This is a genomic window from Kitasatospora aureofaciens (genome assembly GCF_019192735.1).
GTDB lineage: Bacteria > Actinomycetota > Actinomycetes > Streptomycetales > Streptomycetaceae > Kitasatospora > Kitasatospora aureofaciens_A.
Genome location: NZ_JAHTKP010000014.1, coordinates 89,936 through 108,578 on the forward strand (window position 1 = coordinate 89,936; position 18,643 = coordinate 108,578).

Genomic DNA, 18,643 nt, shown 5'->3' on the forward strand with positions numbered 1-18,643 from the left:
GCGTTCGGGGATACGTAAGCGACAGGGCACCGCGATCCGAGCGAACGCCCGGGGCGAGGAGCGATGGCACAGACGCACCATCCGGACGATGACGAGGGTGCCCGGGCGGCCGGCCAGGCCCCGCAGCAGCCCGCGCCCGGGAGCGACGGCGCCGCCACCCCTGCACTCCCGCCGGTGCCCCCCGGCGGCCCGCAGACCCCGGGGCGCGGCACCGCGGCCCCGCTGGGCACGGTCGGCGACGGCCGCTACCGGCTGACCCACCGGCTGGGCCGCGGCGGCATGGCCGAGGTGTTCGCCGCCGAGGACGTCCGGCTCGGCCGGACCGTCGCGGTCAAGCTGCTGCGCGGCGAGCTCGCCCAGGACGACATCGCCCGGCTGCGGTTCACCCGCGAGGCGCACGCTGTCGCGGCGCTCAACCACCACTCGATCGTCGCGGTCTACGACACCGGCGAGGAGTACGTCGGGGACGAGTCCACGCCGTACATCGTGATGGAGCTGGTCGAGGGCCGGACCGTCCGCGAGCTGTTGGTGGACGAGGCCGAGCCGCCGGTCGACCAGGCGCTGATCATCATCGCCGGGGTGCTGGAGGCGCTGGCCTACAGCCACCGGCACGGCATCGTGCACCGCGACATCAAGCCCGCCAACGTGATCATCACGACCACGGGCGCGGTCAAGGTGATGGACTTCGGCATCGCCCGGGCGCTGACCGGCACCGCCAGCACCATGACCCAGACCGGCATGGTCATGGGCACCCCGCAGTACCTCTCGCCCGAGCAGGCCCTCGGCAAGCCGGTCGACCACCGCTCCGACCTGTACGCGGCCGGCTGCATGCTCTACGAGTTGCTGACGCTGCGCCCGCCGTTCACCGGCGACACCCCGCTCTCGGTGGTCTACCAGCACGTCCAGGACCCGCCGGTGCCGCCCTCGCAGGCGAACCGCCGGGTGCCGGTCGGGCTGGACCCGCTGGTGCTGCGCTCGCTGGCCAAGAACCCGGACGACCGGTTCCAGGACGCCGACGAGTTCCGCGCCCACGTCCAGCACGCGCTGCGCGAGATGCACGGCGCGGCCGGGGCCGGCTGGGCGGGCGCCGCGGCCGGGCTGGCCGCAGCGGGGCAGGGCAACACCGGCGCCACCCAGGTGATCCGTCCGGACGAGACGGCGGCCACCACGGCCTTCGGCGCGGTCGGCGCGGGCGACCAGACCTCGATGCTGCCCTACCACGGGGGCGGCCTCACGCCGGGCGGCCCGCACACTCCGGCGTCGCCCTACCAGGGGGCCGGCGGCCCGTACGACGGCGGCCACGGCCACGGCGGGGACGACGGCGGGCACGGCGGCGGGCGGCGGCGCGGACCGTGGGGCTGGGTGGCCGGCATCGCGGCCGTGCTGGTCGCGTCCGGGGTCGGCATCGCGCTCGCGCTCAGCGGCGGGGGTGGCGGTGGTGGCGGCGGTTCGAACGTCGGGCCCAGCACGCCCGCCCCGGCCGTGAGCACGACCGAGTCCGCCACGCCGCCCGCGACCGGCAGCCAGAGCCCGCCGGCGGCCAACACGGGCAGCCGGAAGCCGTCACAGCCGACCGACAACGGCAACTACGGCGGCAGCAACGGCGGCAACAACATGTCGCCGCAGCCGACGGGCAGGCACACGCCGACCCCGACGCCGTCCTCGTCCGCGTCGCACACCCCGACGGCCAGCTCCTCGGCCAGCAGCACTCCGAGCTCGGCGCCGTCGACGCCGAGCGGCGGCAGCAGCACGCCGACGGGCGCGAACCCGGCGCCGAGCAAGTCGAACCCGCCGGTGACGCCGCCGCCGATCACGCAGCCGCCGGCGACGCCCTGACCGTCCGGGTCAGTTGGCGAAGGCGTCCAGGACCTGTTCGTACTCCTGGCACCACCAGGCCAGTTGGCCCGCCGAGGCGGGGTAGAGCGGGTCGGCCCGGTGGTCGGCCCGCTGGTAGCGCCACTGGAGCATCCAGAAGTCGTTCAGCCGCTCCCACCAGACCCGGTGGGCGGCCGCGGCCAGGTGCTCGGCGGTGGCGGCGCCGGTGGCCCGGTAGGCCTGTGAGTAGTGCCGGACCCGGACGAGGTCGAGCGCGCCCGTGGTCCGGTCGTTGAAGAGCAGGGTGGCGGCGCGAACGGCCTCCTCGGCGCGCGGCTGCGGGCCGAGCTTGTCCCAGTCCAGGATCGCCGCGACGGACGCTCCGCCCGGGGCGCTCCCGGGTTCGCCGGCGTACAGCAGGTTGAGTCCGTGGAAGTCGCCGTGGGTCCAGCCGGTGGGCGGGGCGGTCTGCGGGGCGGGCCGGCGGTGGGCGTGTTCGGCGAGCAGTTCCAGCCGTTCGGTGAGCCGTTGTTCGACCAGGGCGTCCAGTTCGCCGTACGGGTGGTGGGCGCGGGCGTGTGCGAGCAGGTCGCGGGCGAGGTCGGCGCTGTGGCGAGGGTCGGCGCTCCGGTAGCCGGTGGGCTGGCTGACGGGGGCGCACACGTCGTCGAGCGCGCCGTGCAGATGTCCGAGCAGCGTGCCGAGCGCGTCGCACTGCGGGAGGGAGAGCTCGGTACCGTGCCGGTGTCGGCCAACGGTCCACGGGAACAGGGCGAACAGCCGGCCGCCGTAGCCGGCCACCGTGCCGGCCCGTTCCGCGCAGGCCAGCGGGGGAGCGACGGGCAGTCCGAGCGCGTGCAGCGCGGCCATCGCGCGGTGGTGGGCGACGATCTTCGGACGGTTGGCGGTGGCGGCGTCGACGTAGCACTTCAAGAAGTACGTTCCGGCCTCGGCGGTGACCCGGTACCCCCGGTTCAGCAGCCCTTCGGCGACCGGTTCGGCGGTCAGTATCCGCCCCACCCGGTAGCGGCACAGGACCTCGGCCAGAGTGGCGCGCGGGACGGGCGGGCTGAGGGTCCCTATCGGCGGGGCGGAGAGGTCGGGGCGGGCCGGGGAGCAGGAGAGGGTCTGGCTGAAAGTCACAGCCAGAGGTTATGGCCCCCTGGCGGGGGCCCTTGACAAACAGTCAAGACTGTGCGATTGGTTCCGATCAGTACTGATGGTCCGCCTGGTGCCGAGCCACGAAGGCCGCCGCCTGGGTGCGCCGCTCCATTCCCATCTTGGCGAGCAGACTGGAGACGTAGTTCTTCACCGTCTTCTCGGCCAGGTGCAACTCGTTGCCGATCTGACGATTCGTCATCCCCTCGCCGATCAGGTCGAGGATCCGGCGCTCCTGCTTGGTGAGCTGGGCGAGCCGTTCGTCCTCCTTCTCTCCGCCGTCGCGCAGCCGGGCCAGCACCCGGCTGGTGGCGACCGGGTCGAGCAGCGACTTCCCGGCCGCGACGTCCCGGACGGCGGTGATCAGGTCGGTGCCGCGGATCGCCTTCAGGACGTAGCCGGAGGCGCCCGCCATGATCGAGTCGAACAGCGCCTCGTCGTCCGAGAACGAGGTCAGCATCAGGCACTTGATCTCCGGCAGCCGGGACCGGACCTCCCGGCAGACCTCGACGCCGTTGCCGTCCGGCAGCCGCACGTCGAGCACCGCGACGTCCGGGTGGACCGCCGGGATCCGGGTGAGCGCCTCGGCGGCGGTGCCGGCCTCGCCGACCACCTCGATGTCGTCCTCGACCGAGAGCAGATCGTGCACGCCCCGCCGGACCACCTCGTGATCGTCGAGCAGGAATACCCTGATTTGTCCGTTATCAGTCACGCCCAAAGCCTCCCATATCACCGTAGGAAAGACCTATCGTCCCCACAGCCCCAGGGGTGCGATCCGGCCAGACCGGTCCGAAACCGATACCGAGAACCCCCTTACGTACGGGCCGTCGCCCGGATAACGTGCGCTGGTGTCCTGAAGGCGCCCGAATTGAGAGCTGCGTCACGCGGTCCGTCACCCCCACCCATCCGACGGCGCGCTGCCCGCGGCACCCTCGGGGTTGTAGGCCCTGAACAAGTAGGACGTCCTAGCGCAGGCGCGCCAAGGGCGGACGCTGGGTAACGTTCTCGTGAGGGACGCCGTCGGAACAGGATCACCACCTGCCCCGCAGTAGGTGCGCACACCCACGCGCGCCCCGCGAGGCGGTGACCGGACCGGTCACCGGCGACCCCGGGCGGCCGGACAGACCGAGGAGTGAACGTGACCGTCAAAAGCACGGCGAGGGCTCGCAAGAAGGCGACCCCCGGCGTCCCTGACACCCTCCGCGCCACGGGGACGGACGCCCAGCCGGAGCTCGTACAGCTGCTCACCCCGGAAGGCGAGCGGGTCGAGCACCCCGACTACCCCCTCACCACCACTCCGGAGGAGCTGCGCGCCCTCTACCGCGACCTGGTGCTCGTGCGCCGGTTCGACGCCGAGGCCACCGCGCTCCAGCGCCAGGGCGAGCTGGGCCTGTGGGCCTCGCTGCTCGGCCAGGAAGCCGCCCAGGTCGGCTCCGGCCGCGCCATGCGCACCGGCGACTACGCCTTCCCGACCTACCGCGAGCACGGTGTGGCCTGGTGCCGCGACGTCGACCCGCTGAACCTGCTCGGCATGTTCCGCGGCGTGAACCACGGCGGCTGGGACCCGAACGAGAAGAACTTCCACCTGTACACCATCGTGATCGGCGCGCAGGCCCTGCACGCCACCGGCTACGCGATGGGCATCAGCAAGGACGGCACCGACGACGCGGTGATCGCGTACTTCGGCGACGGCGCGTCCAGCCAGGGCGACGTCAACGAGGCCTTCACCTTCGCCTCGGTCTACAACGCCCCCGTGGTGTTCTTCTGCCAGAACAACCAGTGGGCCATCTCCGAGCCCACCACCACCCAGACCAAGATCCCGCTGTACCGCCGCGCCTCCGGCTTCGGCTTCCCCGGCGTCCGGGTCGACGGCAACGACGTGCTGGCCTGCCTGGCCGTCACCCGCTGGGCGCTCGACCACGCCCGCAGCGGCAACGGCCCGGTGCTGATCGAGGCGTTCACCTACCGCATGGGCGCGCACACCACCTCCGACGACCCCACCCGCTACCGGCTCGCCGAGGAGACCGAGGCCTGGAAGGCCAAGGACCCGATCACCCGGCTCCGCGCCCTCCTGGAGAAGGAGGGCCTGGCCGACGAGGAGTTCTTCGCCTCGATCGACGCCGAGAGCGAGAAGCTGGGGCTGCGGGTGCGCGAGGGCGTGCGCGGCATGCCGGACCCGGACCCGACCCTGATCTTCGACCACGTGTACAGCGAGCCGCACACGCTGGTCGATGAGGAACGGGCCGAGTACGTCCAGTACGCGGCCTCCTTCGAGGCGGGGGAGAACCTCTGATGGCCGGTCAGCTCAGCATCGCGAAGGCGCTCAACGACGCGCTGCGCAAGTCGCTGGAGAGCGACCCGAAGACCGTCCTGATGGGCGAGGACATCGGCAAGCTCGGCGGCGTCTTCCGGATCACCGACGGCCTGCAGAAGGACTTCGGCGACGGCCGGGTCATCGACACCCCGCTCGCCGAGTCCGGCATCGTCGGCACCGCGATCGGCCTCGCGCTGCGCGGCTACCGCCCGGTCGTGGAGATCCAGTTCGACGGCTTCGTCTACCCGGCCTTCGACCAGATCGTCTCCCAGCTGGCCAAGATGCACGCCCGCGCGCTCGGGCACGTCAAGCTCCCCGTCACCATCCGCATCCCCTACGCGGGTGGCATCGGCGCGGTCGAGCACCACAGCGAGTCGCACGAGGCGTACTTCGCGCACACCGCCGGCCTGCGCGTGGTCACCCCGTCCAGCGCGCACGACGCGCACTGGATGCTGCGGCAGGCCATCGCCTCCGACGACCCGGTCATCTTCCTGGAGCCCAAGCGCCGGTACTGGGACAAGGGCGAGGTCGGCGCCGCCGCCGACCTGGCGCTGCACGACGCCCGGATCGTCCGGCCCGGCACCGACGCGACGCTGCTCGCGTACGGTCCGATGGTCAAGGTCTGCCTGGAGGCCGCCGCGGCCGCCGAGGAGGACGGCCGCCGGCTGGAGGTCGTCGACCTGCGCTCGCTCTCCCCGGTGGACTTCGCCACCCTGGAGGAGTCGGTCAAGCGCACCGGGCGGGCCGTCGTGGTGCACGAGGCGCCGGTCTTCCTGGGCATGGGCGCCGAGCTGGCCGCCCGGCTCACCGAGCGGTGCTTCTACCACCTGGAGGCGCCGGTCCTGCGGGTCGGCGGCTACCACGCGCCATACCCGCCGTCCCGGGTCGAGGAAGCCTTCCTTCCCGACCTGGACCGCGTGCTCGACGCCGTCGACCGCGCACTCGCGTACTGATCCCGGGGAGCGAAGATGACCACCGAAGTTCGCTCGCTCCGCGAGTTCAAGATGCCCGACGTCGGCGAGGGCCTCACCGAGGCGGAGATCCTCAGCTGGTACGTCAAGCCCGGTGACACCGTGACGGACGGCCAGGTCGTCTGCGAGGTGGAGACCGCCAAGGCCGCCGTGGAGCTGCCGATTCCGTTCAACGGGGTCGTCGAGCAGCTCTTCTTCCCGGAGGGCGCGACCGTCGACGTCGGCACCGTGATCATCTCGGTCGCGGTCGCCGGGGAGGGCGGGGCCGCGGCTCCGGCCGCCCCTGCTGCGCCCGTCGCCGCTGCCGCGCCCGCGCCCGCCGAGGCGGCGGAGCCGGAGCGCCGCGAGGTGCTGGTCGGCTACGGGCCGCGCACGGGCGTGACGCAGCGGCGGGTCCGCCGGACCACCACGACCGCCGTGGTGACCCCGGCAGCTCCGGCAGCGCCGGTTGTGCCGGTTGTGCCGGTTGTGCCGGCGCCCGTCGTGGCCGAACAGCCCGCCGGCGAGCGGCCGTTGGCCAAGCCGCCGGTGCGCAAGCTGGCCAAGGACCTCGGCATCGACCTGCGCGCGGTCACCCCGACCGGCCGGGACGGTGTGATCACCCGCGAGGACGTGCACGCCTTCGCGTCGGCCGTCGCCGCCGCTGCGGCCCCGGCTGCCGAGCCCGTCGCGGTCGCGGCGGTCGAAGCCGTCGAGGCGCCGGTGCTCGTCCCCACCGCGGGCGACGTCCGGGTGCCGATCAAGGGCGTCCGCAAGGCCACCGCCCAGGCGATGGTGGCCTCGGCCTTCACCGCCCCGCACGTCACCGAGTTCGTCCAGGTCGACGTGACCCGCACGATGAAGTTCGTCCGCCGGCTCAAGGAGAGCGGCGAACTGGGCCGGGACGTCCGGGTCAGCCCGCTGCTGATCGTCGCCAAGGCGCTGCTCACCGCGATCAAGCGGCACCCCGAGATCAACGCCCAGTGGGACGAGGCGGCCCAGGAGATCGTCATCAAGGGCCAGGTGAACCTCGGCATCGCCGCGGCCACCCCGCGCGGCCTGATCGTCCCCAACGTCAAGGACGCGGGCGCCAAGACCCTTGCGGGCCTGGCCACTTCGCTCGGCGAGCTGATCGACACCGCCCGCCAGGGCAAGACCTCGCCCGGCGACATGCAGGGTGGGACCGTCACCATCACCAACGTCGGCGTCTTCGGCGTCGACACCGGCACCCCGATCCTCAACCCGGGCGAGGCTGCGATCCTCGCCTTCGGCGCGGTCCGGGAACTGCCGTGGGTGCACAAGGGCAAGGTGGTCCCGCGCCAGGTGACCACCCTGGCGCTCTCCTTCGACCACCGCCTGGTGGACGGGGAGTTGGGCTCCAAGGTGCTGGCCGACGTGGCAGCGCTCCTGGAGCAGCCGAAGCGCCTGATCACCTGGGGCTGACGGCCTCGTAGGACGTCTGACCGAAGAAGGGGCCCCCTCCGCACCGCCGTGCGGAGGGGGCCCCTTCGTGCGTGCCGTGGTCCGGTCAGCGCTGGGTGCGGAGCCGGCGGACGGCGATCAGGACGCCCGCGCCGAGGGCGAGGAGGGTGGCGGAGGAGGCGAGGAGGAAGCCGTTGACGGAGCCGGCCCCGGTCTGCGCGAGCTCCGGCGTGCCGGCGGGCGCGGTGGTGGCGGGTGCGGCGCTTGGGGTGGCCACGGGGGTCTTGGGCGCCTCGGCGGCCGGGGTCCGGTCGGCGGCGGGCTCGGCCGGGGCGGCCGGGGCGGGCTTGGCCTTGGCGGGGGCGGTCGGCTTCGGGGTGGCGGTGGCCGTGGGCTTGGCAGCGGGGTGGAGGACCTTGACCTTCGTCGTGGCAAAGGCGAAGCTGCCGCCGTACAGCTCCAGCTCGTTCAGGTCCGTGGGCGCGTCGGCCGCGATCGAGACCCGGAACATGTAGCGGCGGGCGTGGCCGACCGCGAGCGGCTCGCCCAGGGACTCCACCCCGGTGGCGTGCAGCGCCGGGTCGCAGCCGCCCTTCATCGCAAGGCGCTTCCACTGCCCGTGGTTCATGACCTCCACGGTGACCTGCGACGGCTTCGGGGTGGCGCCGCTCGGGTTGAAGAGCCCGAAGCCCGCGGCGACCTTGTTGTAGTCGGCCTTGCTGAAGTTCGCGATCTCGACCCCGAACTCGACCTTGGGGCCGCCGATGGTTAGCGTCTTCGGGACGGGGCTGATGAAGTCCGCCTTCGCGCCCGGGCCGTGGAGGCTGAAGTCGTGGTCCTGGGCGACGGCCGGATCGACCGCGGTGACCGGGGCGTTGTCGGGGTCGCCGCAGGCCCAGGCGCTGTCACTGGCCATCACCTGGACGGTGCCCGCCAGGACGACGGTGGCGGCCAGAGCGGCGATACGGCGGCGGCCGGAGAGCGCGCGGGTGTTCTTCGCAAAACCGGTGATAACGGGCATACGCATGACGTGACTCCCCAGGGTCATGTGCTGACGGTGTGATGGGTGAAGACGACCGGCCCCGCTCCTTGTCGAGCGGAAGCGCCCCCCGGCTCTGCCGGTCTCGCTCTCCGTGCCTTCATCCGTATAGACGCACATCCCCGCCGGGGGTTGCAGGTGGGTTCAGAAGTTTTTTCGGGAGTCTTCGGCGGGGCTTCGGGATACTGCCGGGATGACGAAGGAGCTGACGGTCCGCCCGGAGACGGTGGCGGGCGGAAGTGGGGAGCGTCGGTCGCTGCGGCGGGACGTGTCGGGGCCGGCTTTGCTGGCGGGGTTGGTCTGCATAGCGGTGTCGTTCTCGGGGCCGCTGGTGGTGGTGCTCGCGGCCGCGTCTGCCGGACGGCTGGACGCGGCGCACACCGCGTCGTGGATCTGGGCGATATCCATCGGCAGCGGGGTGAGCGGCTTCCTGCTGAGCTGGTGGACCCGGACGCCGGTGATCACGGCCTGGTCCACGCCCGGGGCCGCGCTGCTGGTGACGAGCCTGGGGGCGTACCCGTACCGGGAGGCGGTGGGGGCGTTCGCAGTGTGCGCGGTGGTGGTGACGCTGTTCGGGGTGACCGGGTGGTTCGGGCGGCTGATCGCGGCGGTGCCGGTGGGGATCGTCAACGCGATGCTGGCGGGGATCCTGTTCTCCTTCGGCGCCGGGATCTTCGGCGCCGTGCACAGCGCGCCGGTGCTGGTGGTGGGAAGCTTCGCGGCGTTCCTGCTGGCGAAGCGGCTGGCGCCGCGGTACGCCGTCCCGGTGGCGCTGCTGGTGGGCGGGGTGCTGGCCGCAGTGACCACGGGGCTGCCGCTGCACCTGGGCTCGGGAGGGCCGACCGTGCCGGTGCTCACGATGCCGGCGTTCTCCTGGTCGGCGGTGGTGGGGCTGGCACTGCCGCTGACGATCGTGGTGCTGGCCTCGCAGAACGCGCCGGGCCTCGGGGTGATGCGGGCCTTAGGGTATCGGCCGGACGACCGGCTGCTGATCGGGTCGACCGGTGTGGTGTCGCTGCTGATGGCGCCGTTCGGCTCGCCGGGAGTGAATCTGGCGGCGATCACGGCGGCGATCTGCTCGGGCCCGGAGAGCCACCCGGATCCGCGCCGGCGCTACATCGCGGGGATGTCCTCGGGGGCGCTGTACGTGCTGGTGGGGAGTTTCGGCGGGGTGCTGGTGAGCCTGTTCACCGGTCTGCCGAAGGAGCTGATCGCGGTGATCGCCGGGGTCGCGCTGCTGGCGTCGCTGCAGGGGAGCCTGGCGGCGGCGGTCGCGGAGGAGCGGGGGCGGGACGCGGCGGTGGTGACGTTCCTGGCGAGTGCGTCGGGGATGAGCCTGTTCGGGATCGGCTCGGCGTTCTGGGGGCTGCTGTTCGGTCTCGGGACCCATCTGGTGCTGAACCTGCGGCGGCGCTGACCGGCGCCGAAGGATTCGGGGGCCCGGTGAAGGATTCGGGGCGCCGAAGGGATTCGTTGGTATGACTGGGATGCTGCGGATCGTTCGGCCAGGTCGGTGACATTTTCGTCGGCCGGTAGGGGCGACACGCCGGTCCGGGTACGTCTCCGCTCCACCACCCGGGCGACACCGGGTGACCGGAGCCCCGAGGACGCACCCGTATGCCGTCTGGCAACCCTGGCCGTCTCGTCCGGAGTCTGGCCGCGCTCGTGCTGGTGTCCACCGCCGTACTCCCGGCCGCCCTGGAGCTGGCCGGGCCCTCGCCGTTCGGCGTGATCGGGCCGGGCGCCCCGGCCGACCGGGCGGTACCGCCGCACACCGCGCAACGCGCCGACGCGCGGATCGCCGGGCCCGCCCCGACCGTCGACATACGGCGCACCGGGGACCCGGCCAACCGGATCACCCTGGTCCTGCTCGGCGACGGCTACACGGCCGACGAGCAGGACGTGTTCCGGGCGCAGGCCGACCGGGCCTGGCGCTCGCTGATGGAGATCGAGCCGTTCCGCAGCTACCAGGGGTTCTTCAACATACGGAGGGTCGAGGTGATCTCCCCGGCCTCCGGGATAGCCGAGACCGAGAGCCGCGGACGCAACCCCGCGACCCCGCTCGGCATGCACTTCTGGTGCGAGGGCACCGCCCGGCTGCTCTGCGCCGACGAGGCCGCCACCGCCCGGTACGCGGGGGACAGCGCCGGGCCGCAGTACCTGATAGCGTTGGCCAACTCCAGCGAATACGGCGGCGCCGGGGGCACCGGGGTGACCACCCTGGCGGGCGGCAGCCCGGACGCGGGGCGGATCATCCAGCACGAGATCGGCCACACCGTGGGGGACCTGGGGGACGAGTACGACAGCGCCCCGGACGACGCCGACTACCCGAACCTCGCCACCCTCAACGCCGACGACATGCGCAAGAAGCAGACCAAGTGGTGGCGCTGGCTGGGCGCCGAGTCCCCCGACGGCGGCGGGACGGTGGGGGCGTACCGCAGTACCAACGGGCTCTACCGGCCGACGCCGGACTCGGTGATGCGCACTCTGGGCAGCGTCTACAACCTGCCGTCGCGTGAGGCGATCATCGAGGAGCTGTACCGCCGGGTCCGGCCGACCGACACCCCGGTGCCGCCGCCCGGCGAGGTGAGCGGGCGCCCCAAGCTGGACGTCCGTCCGCTGCCGCTGACCGGCGCGCGCCAGCTGCGGGTGGACTGGAAGGTGGACGGCGTCCCGGTGGAGCCGCAGGCGGTGGACCGCAGCTGGCTGGACACCGCGCAGCTGAACCTCGTGCCCGGGCGCACGGCCACCGTGACCGCGACCGTCCGGGACACCACCGACTGGGTGCGGGACGAGGCGTTCCGGGACCGGTACATGACCCGGTCGGTGTCCTGGACGGTCACCGGCTGAGGCCGGGTTCGTGGCCGATCGACCGAACCCCACGCTGGGCGTCCAATGATGGGATGACTACTGTGGACGCACTATGCCCGTGGAGCCCGCCCGTTCAGCCCGTCCCCTGTCCGCCCCCGCTCCCCGATCCGCCGCCGAGCCTCTATCCGCCGCCGCGCCCGCATCGCCGGTCGCCCCGGTTCCCGCGCCCGCCCCGCCCGGTGGGCGCGCCGCCTGGCTGGCCTGGTCCATCGGCGTCAGCGTCTACATCCTCGCGGTGATCCACCGCACCAGCCTCGGCGTGGCCGGGCTGGACGCCGCCGACCGCTTCGGCATCGGCGCCTCCGCGCTCTCCACCTTCTCGATCCTCCAGGTGCTGGTCTACGCGGCCATGCAGATCCCGGTCGGCCTGCTCGTCGACCGGTTCGGCCCGCGCCGGGTGCTGCTGCTCGGCATCCTGCTGCTCAGCACCGGCCAGCTGGCCTTCGCGTTCAGCTCCTCCTTCGCCCCGGCGCTGGCCTCCCGGGCGGTGCTCGGCTGCGGCGACGCGATGACCTTCATCAGCGTGCTGCGGATCGCCGCGCGCTGGTTCCCGGCCGCCAAGAACCCGTTCGTCGCGCAGCTGACCGGCCTCGCCGGGATGGGCGGCAACCTGGTCACCACCGTGGTGCTCGCGCAGGCCCTGCACAGCGAGGGCTGGACGCCGACCTTCGCCGCCATCGCCCTGCTCGGCGTCGCGGTGTTCGCGCTGGTTGCGCTCTTCCTGAAGGACTCCCCGGCGGCCGTGCACCCGGCCGAGCACCGACCGAGGCCGCGGCCGAGGATCGGGCGGCAGGTCCGGGCGTGCTGGCGGGAGCCGGGCACCCGGCTCGGGCTGTGGGTGCACTTCACCACCCAGTTCCCCGGCAACGCCTTCGGCCTGCTCTGGGGCCTGCCCTACCTGGTCGAGGCGCAGGGGATGTCCCGCGCCGAGGCCGGCGGCCTGCTGACCCTGCTGGTGCTCAGCAACATGTCGTTCGGCTTCCTGTTCGGCCGGGTGCTGTCGGTCTCGGCGCGGGCCCGGATGCCGATCGTGCTCACCGTGATCGCGGCCACCGGGCTCGGCTGGGCGCTGGTGCTGGCCTGGCCCGGCGGGCACCCGCCGTTCTGGCTGCTGGCCGGGATCATCCTGGTGATGGGCAGCAACGGCCCGGCCTCGTTGGTCGGCCTGGACTACGCCCGGGCCCGGAACCCGGTGGAGCGGCTCGGGACGGCCTCCGGGATCGTCAACATGGGCGGGTTCATCGGCACGATGATCACCCTGTTCGGCATCGGCGTCCTGCTCGACGCACTCTCCCCGGCCGGCGCCGGCTCGTACTCGGCCGCCGCCTTCCGCTGGGCGTTCTGCTGGCAGTACGTGCCGCTGGCGGTGGGGACGGCGATGATCCTGCGGCTGCGGCGGAAGGTGGCGACGTAGGGTTTCCGACCTGCGGAAACGTCGGTAACCATCACCCCAAGTGATAGTTTGCCGCCGTATGCCTGACTAGAAGTCAGGCATACGGCGCGATTACCCTCAGAAATTCTGAGGGTAATCGCGTTGATCAGCGACCGTACTCCCGCATCATCTCGGCCATCTGCGGTGGCGTCCCGTAGATCCGGGCGTCGTGCAGCTCCGCGTGCATGAGCCCGTAATCAGGTGGCGCGGACTCGGGCTGCGCAGCGCGCCGCAGGCGGATCAGGTCCACCAGCTTCAGCTTCGGGCAGCCCGGGAGCACCCGACTGCCCCGGATGCCGACCCGCTCCACGGCCGGGCAGGCGTAGTACCCGCCGAACGGTGGCCCGCTGTCCTCCTCCCGCGTCGGCATGTGGAAGACCATCTCCCCGTGCCGACAGTGCACCGTCCCGTCCGAGTGAATGGTCACCCCCGGCCAGTCCTCGTGCTCGATCTCGGCGATGACCTGAACCTGCTGGCCGATCGCCTCGGCCAGGGTCTCCGCCATCCGCCGCTGCTGCGTGGGGATGTCGGTGTCCCCGCGGCGGATGGAAGGGAGCAGCTCTCCGGTGACCCAGTCTTGGAACGGCCGGGCGTTGGGCTTCTTCGACCTCATGACGAGGAGGTAGAGCCCCGCCTCGCTGACCACGTTCAGGAATGGATTCCCGCGGACGGGTCCATTCTGACCTGGGGAAACGCGGTATGCCTGAGTTGAACTCAGGCATACCGAGCGCATATCGACGGTCCGTGTGTCGTTGGGATTGACCATCCTGCTCGCCCAGCTCGGGCTGCCCCGATCGAGCACGGCGCACACGTCGGTCGTCGCGAACCACGGCTCGCCGTCGATCATCACGACGCGGATCGGCTGCCCCGTGACCGGGAAGCTCGACCGGACCAGCACCATCTCTTGTTCCTGTACGTCGTCCATGAGGACGCCCCTCCTTCTTCCGGGTGATGGCAGGACTGCCCGGAACAACGAGGTCGAACAGGTGAGGTACTGGTCCCAAGTTGACGTACGGAAGCACGAGGCGCACCTATCAGGCGCGCACTCGTACGTATACGCCGGGGGCGCGCGGGCTAGATGGTGACGGCGAAGGTGGCGAGCACCCGTTCGGCCAGCTCCTTGTCGCCCTCGATGCTCACCGGGCCGGGGCGGCCCCGGCCGCAGGCCAGCCGGACGTAGGTCTCCCAGTCCATGGTCAGCTGGACGTCGGGGGCCAGGCTGATCGACTCGTCCACGCTGCCGCGGCCGGCCGCGTCCACCCGGACGGTGCGCAGGAACTCGACCGGGCCGGTGACGTCCAGCACCAGGGTCGCCCCGGCCGGGGCGCCGGCGTTGTGGGCGACGGCCTTGGGCAGCGCCTCCAGCAGGAAGTCCCGGGTGATCAGGGCGCCCGGGGAGTCCAGGTTGCCGGGCTTGTCCAGGGCCCGGCGCAGGTCCTGCTCGTGCACCCAGACGTCGAAGGCCCGGCGGCGCAGCAGCTCGTGGTACGGCACGTCCCGGGCGAACGGGCCGGCCGGCCAGCGCACCGGCTCCTGCGGCGTCTGCTTGGCGTTCCGCAACGCACGGGAGCGGCGGATGATCGTGTACTCCAGCTCGCCGGTCATCTCCAGCGCGGTGTGGCAGCGGCGCTTGTCCACCGGGAGCTCGACGTAGCGGGCGAACTCGCTGGTGACGTGGCGCAGGTCGCGCGGCAGCGCGTGGATCGGGCGGGGGTCGCCGAGCAGCTCGGACTCGACGGCGATGATGTGCGAGACGACGTCCCGCACGGACCAGCCGGGGCACTCCGTGGCCCGGTTCCAGGAGCCCTCGGGGAGGGGGGCCACCAGCTCCGATATGGACTCGATGCTCTGCGTCCACGCCTCGGTGTAAGCCTGCACGGTCTGGTTGTCCGTCACGGGAATCTCCGGCCCTCCGTCAGCTGCCTTGCCGCGCACACCCTGCCTCCGCGGCCGGCCGGGTTGGTCCGGCCTTCGGGCGCACACGCTAACCGCACGTTACGCTGCCGGGAGACAGCTGGGCAGCGCTTTCGGGTGACGATCGTAGGACTCTTGCCGTGGACGGTGGTACTGTGCGCGCTTCATTGATCCAACTCGCGGTCTCCGACGCCGAGCCGCCGGCCGAGCGGCGGGCCAGAGCCGCCTCCCTGGTACGGGCCCAACACGGCGCCGACCTGGTGGTTCTGCCCGAGCTGTGGCCCCTCGGCGGCTTCGCGTACGACCTCTGGTCGGAGGGTGCGGAGACCCTGGACGGGCCCACCTCGGACGCGATGGCGGCGGCGGCCCGGGCGGCCGGGGTCTGGCTGCACGCCGGATCGATCGTCGAACGCGATCCCGACGGTCCGATCTACAACACCTCGCTGCTGTTCGCCCCGGACGGCGAGCTGGTGCACACCTACCGCAAGATCCACCGCTTCGGCTTCGACAGCGGCGAGGCGGTGGTGATGGGCGCCGGGCAGGAGATCGTCACGGCGGCCACCGACTTCGGCACGCTGGGCTTGGCCACCTGCTACGACCTGCGCTTCCCGGAGCTGTTCCGGGCGCTGCTGGACGCGGGCGCGCAGCTGCTGGTGATCCCGGCGGCCTGGCCGGAGCGGCGGCGCGAGCACTGGACGCTGCTGGCCCGGGCGCGCGCGGTGGAGGAGCAGGCGTACGTGCTGGCCTGCAACACCGCGGGGACGCACGGCGGGGTCGAGCAGGCCGGGCACAGCATCGTGGTGGACCCGTGGGGCCGGGTGCTGGCCGAGGCCGGGTCGGGGGAGCAGGTGCTGACCGTCGAGTTCGATCCGGCCGAGGTGGCCAAGGCCCGGGCGGAGTTCCCGGTGCTGCGGGACCGCCTGCTGGGGATTCCGGCGCCGGTCCAGCGCTGAGCGGGGCACCGGGGGCCCGCGGGGGTTCCCCGGGGGTTGGTTTGTACCTGCTCGTGGCGGGTTTGAGAAGATGAGCACTCGTCGTGTTCCCAGCCGCTCTTCGGCCGGTTCGCCGAGGGGCGGCCGGTCGGCCCGCCCGAGGAGGTCGCGCGCATGTCCGGCAACGGCGCAGGCGACACCCGTCCCGTCATCCAGCGCAACAGCCTGCGCGAGCAGATCGCGGGCGCGCTGCGCGAGGAGATGATGGCCGGCCGGCTGGAGGCCGGCCGCAACTTCACCGTCAAGGAGATCGCCGACCTGTACGGCGTCTCCGCGACCCCGGCCCGCGAGGCGCTGGTCGACCTCGGCGCGCAGGGGCTGCTGCGGGCCGAGCACCACCGCGGGTTCACCGTGCCCGAACTCGGCTGGGACGACTTCCTGGAGATCTTCGAGTCCCGGGTGCTGCTCACCGACAGTTACTACCGCCAGTTCAGCTCCCGCCGGGCGCTGCCCGACGTCACCCGGCTGCCCTCGCTGCGCCGCCGGGCCGACGCGGCGGTGCGGGCAGCGCGGGCGGGGAACCTGGACGTGATGGTGGGCTGCGACCGCCGGTTCTGGCAGGAGGTCGCCGGGCTGCTCGGCAACCGCCGGATCGGCGCCTACCTGGACTGGCTGCGGGTGCAGTCCTGGATGTTCGCGGCGGCCTACCTGCGGGAGATGCCGAAGCTGGCCGGGGTGTGCTGGGACCGCCACCTCGACCTGGTGGACGCGATCGAGGCGCGGGACCTGGCCGGGGCGCACCGGATCATCTGCGAGTACAACCTGTTCACCGTCCGGATGCTGGCCGGGCTGGCCGGGGAGCCGCTGGAGTCGGTGACGGTGCTGGGGCTGCTCACCGAGTTCGTGGACGCGGAGCCGGACCCCGCGGCCGTGCCGGATCCCGCGGCGCCACCGGAACCCGAGCCGTCGCCCGCGCCGGGCGCGGCCGGGCAGGACCGGCCCCGGCGGGGCGAGGACGTCGGCCGCGAACTGGGCCGGGAACTCGGGCTGGGGCTCGGCCTGGTGCCACAGCCGCGTTCGATCCCGTACGGCCGGTTCGGCCGGCGGCTGCCCGAGCCGTCCCCCGAGCACCCGCAGGGACGGCCCGACCCGCACCGCGCGCCGGGCCGGTAGGGTGGGCGGTCGTCGAACCGGGCGCCCCGCGTAACGGCCGTCCGGGTACCGACCCCGCCCCCGTACCCGCTTGTCGTCGTGCCGCCCCCCCGGCCGGACGACTGCCCGCCCGGAGAGGAAGAGCCGGCCATGGCCTGCGACCTCTGGCTCGTCCCGCTGGTGGACGTGCTGAGCCACAGCCCCGACAACCCCTTCCGGGACGATCTCGCGCTCTACAACGCGGTGTTGACCTCGCGCGGCCTGCCCGAGGTGCCGGTCTACCAGTACGTCCCGGGGATCAGCGGGGCGGTCGAGCCGATAGCCGCCTTCGACTACGACTCGCTGCACTTCCTGCGCCGCGCCTACCTGTTGGGCCTCACCGGCCTGGACATCACGCCGGTGGACTCGCTCGGCGGCGACTACGAGCAGCTGCTGGAGATGTTCGAGAGCAGCGCCGAACAGTCGCACCTGGTCTGGCACTTCGACCACGCGGGCGCGTACGTGCCGATCGAGTTCGCGGTGCCGCTGGTGGACGAGGTGCTGCTCGGCTCGGGCGGGCCGCTCGGCTCCAGCCACGGACTGCTGCGCGAACTCCAGGCCGTGGCACCGGCGCTGGGCATCGACCCGCTCAACCCGCCGGCCCCGACCAAGCCGCTCGGCCCCACCGGCCTGGAGCAGCCGTTCGGCCCGCCGCTGGACGACCTGCACCCCTTCGCCCGGGAGCGGCACGCCTGGTCGGGCCTGTACGCGGCGGCGACCCGGAGCCTCACCCAGGGCTCGATGATCGTCTTCGCCTGAGGCCCGAGGCCGTTCGGCTGCGGCTGCGGCCCGCGGCTCAGCGCAGCGGGCCCTCCGGCGGCCGCTGGCGCGGCATGGTGGGCCGGGTGCCCGGCGGCGGCAGCACCCGCACCTGGGCGCCCACCCCGGTCTCGCTGCGCCCGCCCCACGTCCCGGGGGCCTGGGTGGGCAACTGCGTCATCGACGCGCGGAACTCCAGCATCCACTCCGAGGTCTCGGTGCGGACCATGTCCGAGACGTCCTCGCAGAACCGGCGCAGCACGCCCAGGCAGCGCTCGGCGGCCTCGCCCGCGGTGCCCTCGGTCGGGCCGAGCACCTCCCGCACGCACTCCGACGCCCAGTCGAACTGGAAGGCCTCCAGGCGGCGTTGCAGCGCCTGCGCGGTGCTGACGTCCCGCATCCAGCCGGAGGTGAGGCCGAACGCCCGGTCGGTGCCGTAGCAGGCGGCGGCGAGCGCCAGGCCGACGTAGCCCCAGCTGGTGCCGTGCGCGACGGCGCCGGTCAGGTCCACCAGCGGGGCGGTCACCCCGCCGACCGCGAAGCCGGCCATGCCGAACCGCAGCAGCCGTGCCCAGCGGCGCTTCCAGACCCGGTCCTTGCGGTACCACTCGATCGCCTCGACCGCCCGCTCCTCGGACCAGCGGTAGAGCTCCTCCAGCCGCTCGGCGGGCTCGCCCCAGTCCCCGAGCGGGAACTGGCGGGCACTCAGATCGGTCCGCCGGCGGGTGGAGGCCCGGCGGGCGACGGCGGCGACGGGCTGGTCCTCCTCGCCGATCTCCTTGCCCCAGGCACTCTCCTCGGGCTGCATTTCCGGCTGGCTCACCTGTGGGGCTCCCTGTGGCGGGC

General features: G+C 72.8%; 16 protein-coding genes. 10 read left to right on the forward strand and 6 right to left on the reverse strand.

What is annotated here, in order from left to right; translation table 11 throughout:
- Positions 1–63: 63 nt before the first annotated feature.
- Positions 64–1,836, forward strand: coding sequence for a protein kinase domain-containing protein (locus KV557_RS17065; RefSeq protein WP_218201066.1), 1,773 nt, complete (start codon positions 64–66; stop codon positions 1,834–1,836).
- A 9-nt stretch (positions 1,837–1,845) separates the two neighbouring features.
- Here KV557_RS17065 and KV557_RS17070 read toward each other — a convergent pair whose 3' ends face one another.
- Together KV557_RS17070 and KV557_RS17075 are read right to left on the reverse strand one after the other, a co-directional pair.
- Positions 1,846–2,958 carry a phosphotransferase gene (locus KV557_RS17070; protein ID WP_218201068.1) on the reverse strand — a complete coding sequence of 371 codons (1,113 nt, stop codon included), beginning with the start codon at positions 2,956–2,958 and terminating at the stop codon, positions 1,846–1,848.
- A 67-nt stretch (positions 2,959–3,025) separates the two neighbouring features.
- Positions 3,026–3,685: a response regulator gene (locus KV557_RS17075; protein WP_218201070.1), complete on the reverse strand. Its 660-nt coding sequence runs from the start codon at positions 3,683–3,685 to the stop codon at positions 3,026–3,028.
- 426 nt (positions 3,686–4,111) lie between these two features.
- Between KV557_RS17075 and pdhA the strand changes: the two genes are divergently transcribed.
- Genes pdhA through KV557_RS17090 form a run of 3 tightly spaced genes read left to right on the forward strand, consistent with a single transcriptional unit; the run spans position 4,112 to position 7,680 of the window.
- A complete protein-coding gene (pdhA, locus tag KV557_RS17080) occupies positions 4,112–5,266 on the forward strand; it encodes a pyruvate dehydrogenase (acetyl-transferring) E1 component subunit alpha (protein WP_374106637.1) in 1,155 nt (384 codons plus the stop codon).
- Positions 5,266–6,240 carry an alpha-ketoacid dehydrogenase subunit beta gene (locus KV557_RS17085; protein ID WP_374106638.1) on the forward strand — a complete coding sequence of 325 codons (975 nt, stop codon included), beginning with the start codon at positions 5,266–5,268 and terminating at the stop codon, positions 6,238–6,240. Before pdhA ends, KV557_RS17085 begins: the two co-directional genes overlap by 1 nt.
- A 15-nt stretch (positions 6,241–6,255) precedes the next feature.
- Complete coding sequence (locus tag KV557_RS17090) at positions 6,256–7,680, forward strand: dihydrolipoamide acetyltransferase family protein (protein WP_218201073.1); 1,425 nt, start codon at positions 6,256–6,258, stop codon at positions 7,678–7,680.
- Positions 7,681–7,765: 85 nt separating this feature from the next.
- Here KV557_RS17090 and KV557_RS17095 read toward each other — a convergent pair whose 3' ends face one another.
- Positions 7,766–8,686, reverse strand: a complete 921-nt coding sequence (locus KV557_RS17095; protein WP_218201076.1) for a hypothetical protein — start codon at positions 8,684–8,686, stop codon at positions 7,766–7,768.
- 205 nt (positions 8,687–8,891) lie between these two features.
- On the opposite strand from KV557_RS17095, the gene KV557_RS17100 reads away from it, so the two are divergent.
- The 3 genes from KV557_RS17100 (at position 8,892) to KV557_RS17110 (ending at position 12,983) form a co-directional block, all read left to right on the forward strand.
- Positions 8,892–10,115, forward strand: a complete 1,224-nt coding sequence (locus KV557_RS17100; RefSeq protein WP_218201078.1) for a benzoate/H(+) symporter BenE family transporter — start codon at positions 8,892–8,894, stop codon at positions 10,113–10,115.
- A gap of 200 nt (positions 10,116–10,315) precedes the next feature.
- The gene (locus KV557_RS17105; protein WP_218201080.1) at positions 10,316–11,548 is read left to right on the forward strand and encodes a M64 family metallopeptidase; all 1,233 of its coding nucleotides are present in this window, start codon (positions 10,316–10,318) and stop codon (positions 11,546–11,548) included.
- Between the two features lie 73 nt (positions 11,549–11,621).
- On the forward strand, positions 11,622–12,983 hold the full coding sequence (locus tag KV557_RS17110) for an MFS transporter (RefSeq protein WP_218201081.1): 1,362 nt from the start codon (positions 11,622–11,624) through the stop codon (positions 12,981–12,983).
- Positions 12,984–13,107: 124 nt separating this feature from the next.
- On the opposite strand, the gene KV557_RS17115 is transcribed toward KV557_RS17110, so the two are convergent.
- Both KV557_RS17115 and KV557_RS17120 read right to left on the reverse strand, forming a co-directional pair.
- Positions 13,108–13,926: a BRO-N domain-containing protein gene (locus KV557_RS17115; protein WP_218201083.1), complete on the reverse strand. Its 819-nt coding sequence runs from the start codon at positions 13,924–13,926 to the stop codon at positions 13,108–13,110.
- 149 nt (positions 13,927–14,075) lie between these two features.
- On the reverse strand, positions 14,076–14,897 hold the full coding sequence (locus tag KV557_RS17120) for a maleylpyruvate isomerase family mycothiol-dependent enzyme (RefSeq protein WP_218201085.1): 822 nt from the start codon (positions 14,895–14,897) through the stop codon (positions 14,076–14,078).
- 173 nt (positions 14,898–15,070) lie between these two features.
- Here KV557_RS17120 and KV557_RS17125 point away from each other — a divergent pair, with 173 nt between their 5' ends.
- From KV557_RS17125 to KV557_RS17135, 3 genes are all read left to right on the forward strand, one after another.
- Positions 15,071–15,868, forward strand: coding sequence for a carbon-nitrogen family hydrolase (locus KV557_RS17125; protein WP_218201088.1), 798 nt, complete (start codon positions 15,071–15,073; stop codon positions 15,866–15,868).
- A gap of 153 nt (positions 15,869–16,021) precedes the next feature.
- Positions 16,022–17,020, forward strand: coding sequence for a GntR family transcriptional regulator (locus KV557_RS17130; RefSeq protein WP_308129935.1), 999 nt, complete (start codon positions 16,022–16,024; stop codon positions 17,018–17,020).
- Between the two features lie 129 nt (positions 17,021–17,149).
- Entirely contained in the window at positions 17,150–17,797 is a 648-nt protein-coding gene (locus KV557_RS17135) for a hypothetical protein (protein WP_218201090.1), read from the forward strand.
- A 37-nt stretch (positions 17,798–17,834) separates the two neighbouring features.
- Here KV557_RS17135 and KV557_RS17140 read toward each other — a convergent pair whose 3' ends face one another.
- Entirely contained in the window at positions 17,835–18,620 is a 786-nt protein-coding gene (locus tag KV557_RS17140; protein WP_308129936.1) for an SLATT domain-containing protein, read from the reverse strand.
- Positions 18,621–18,643 lie beyond the last annotated feature (23 nt).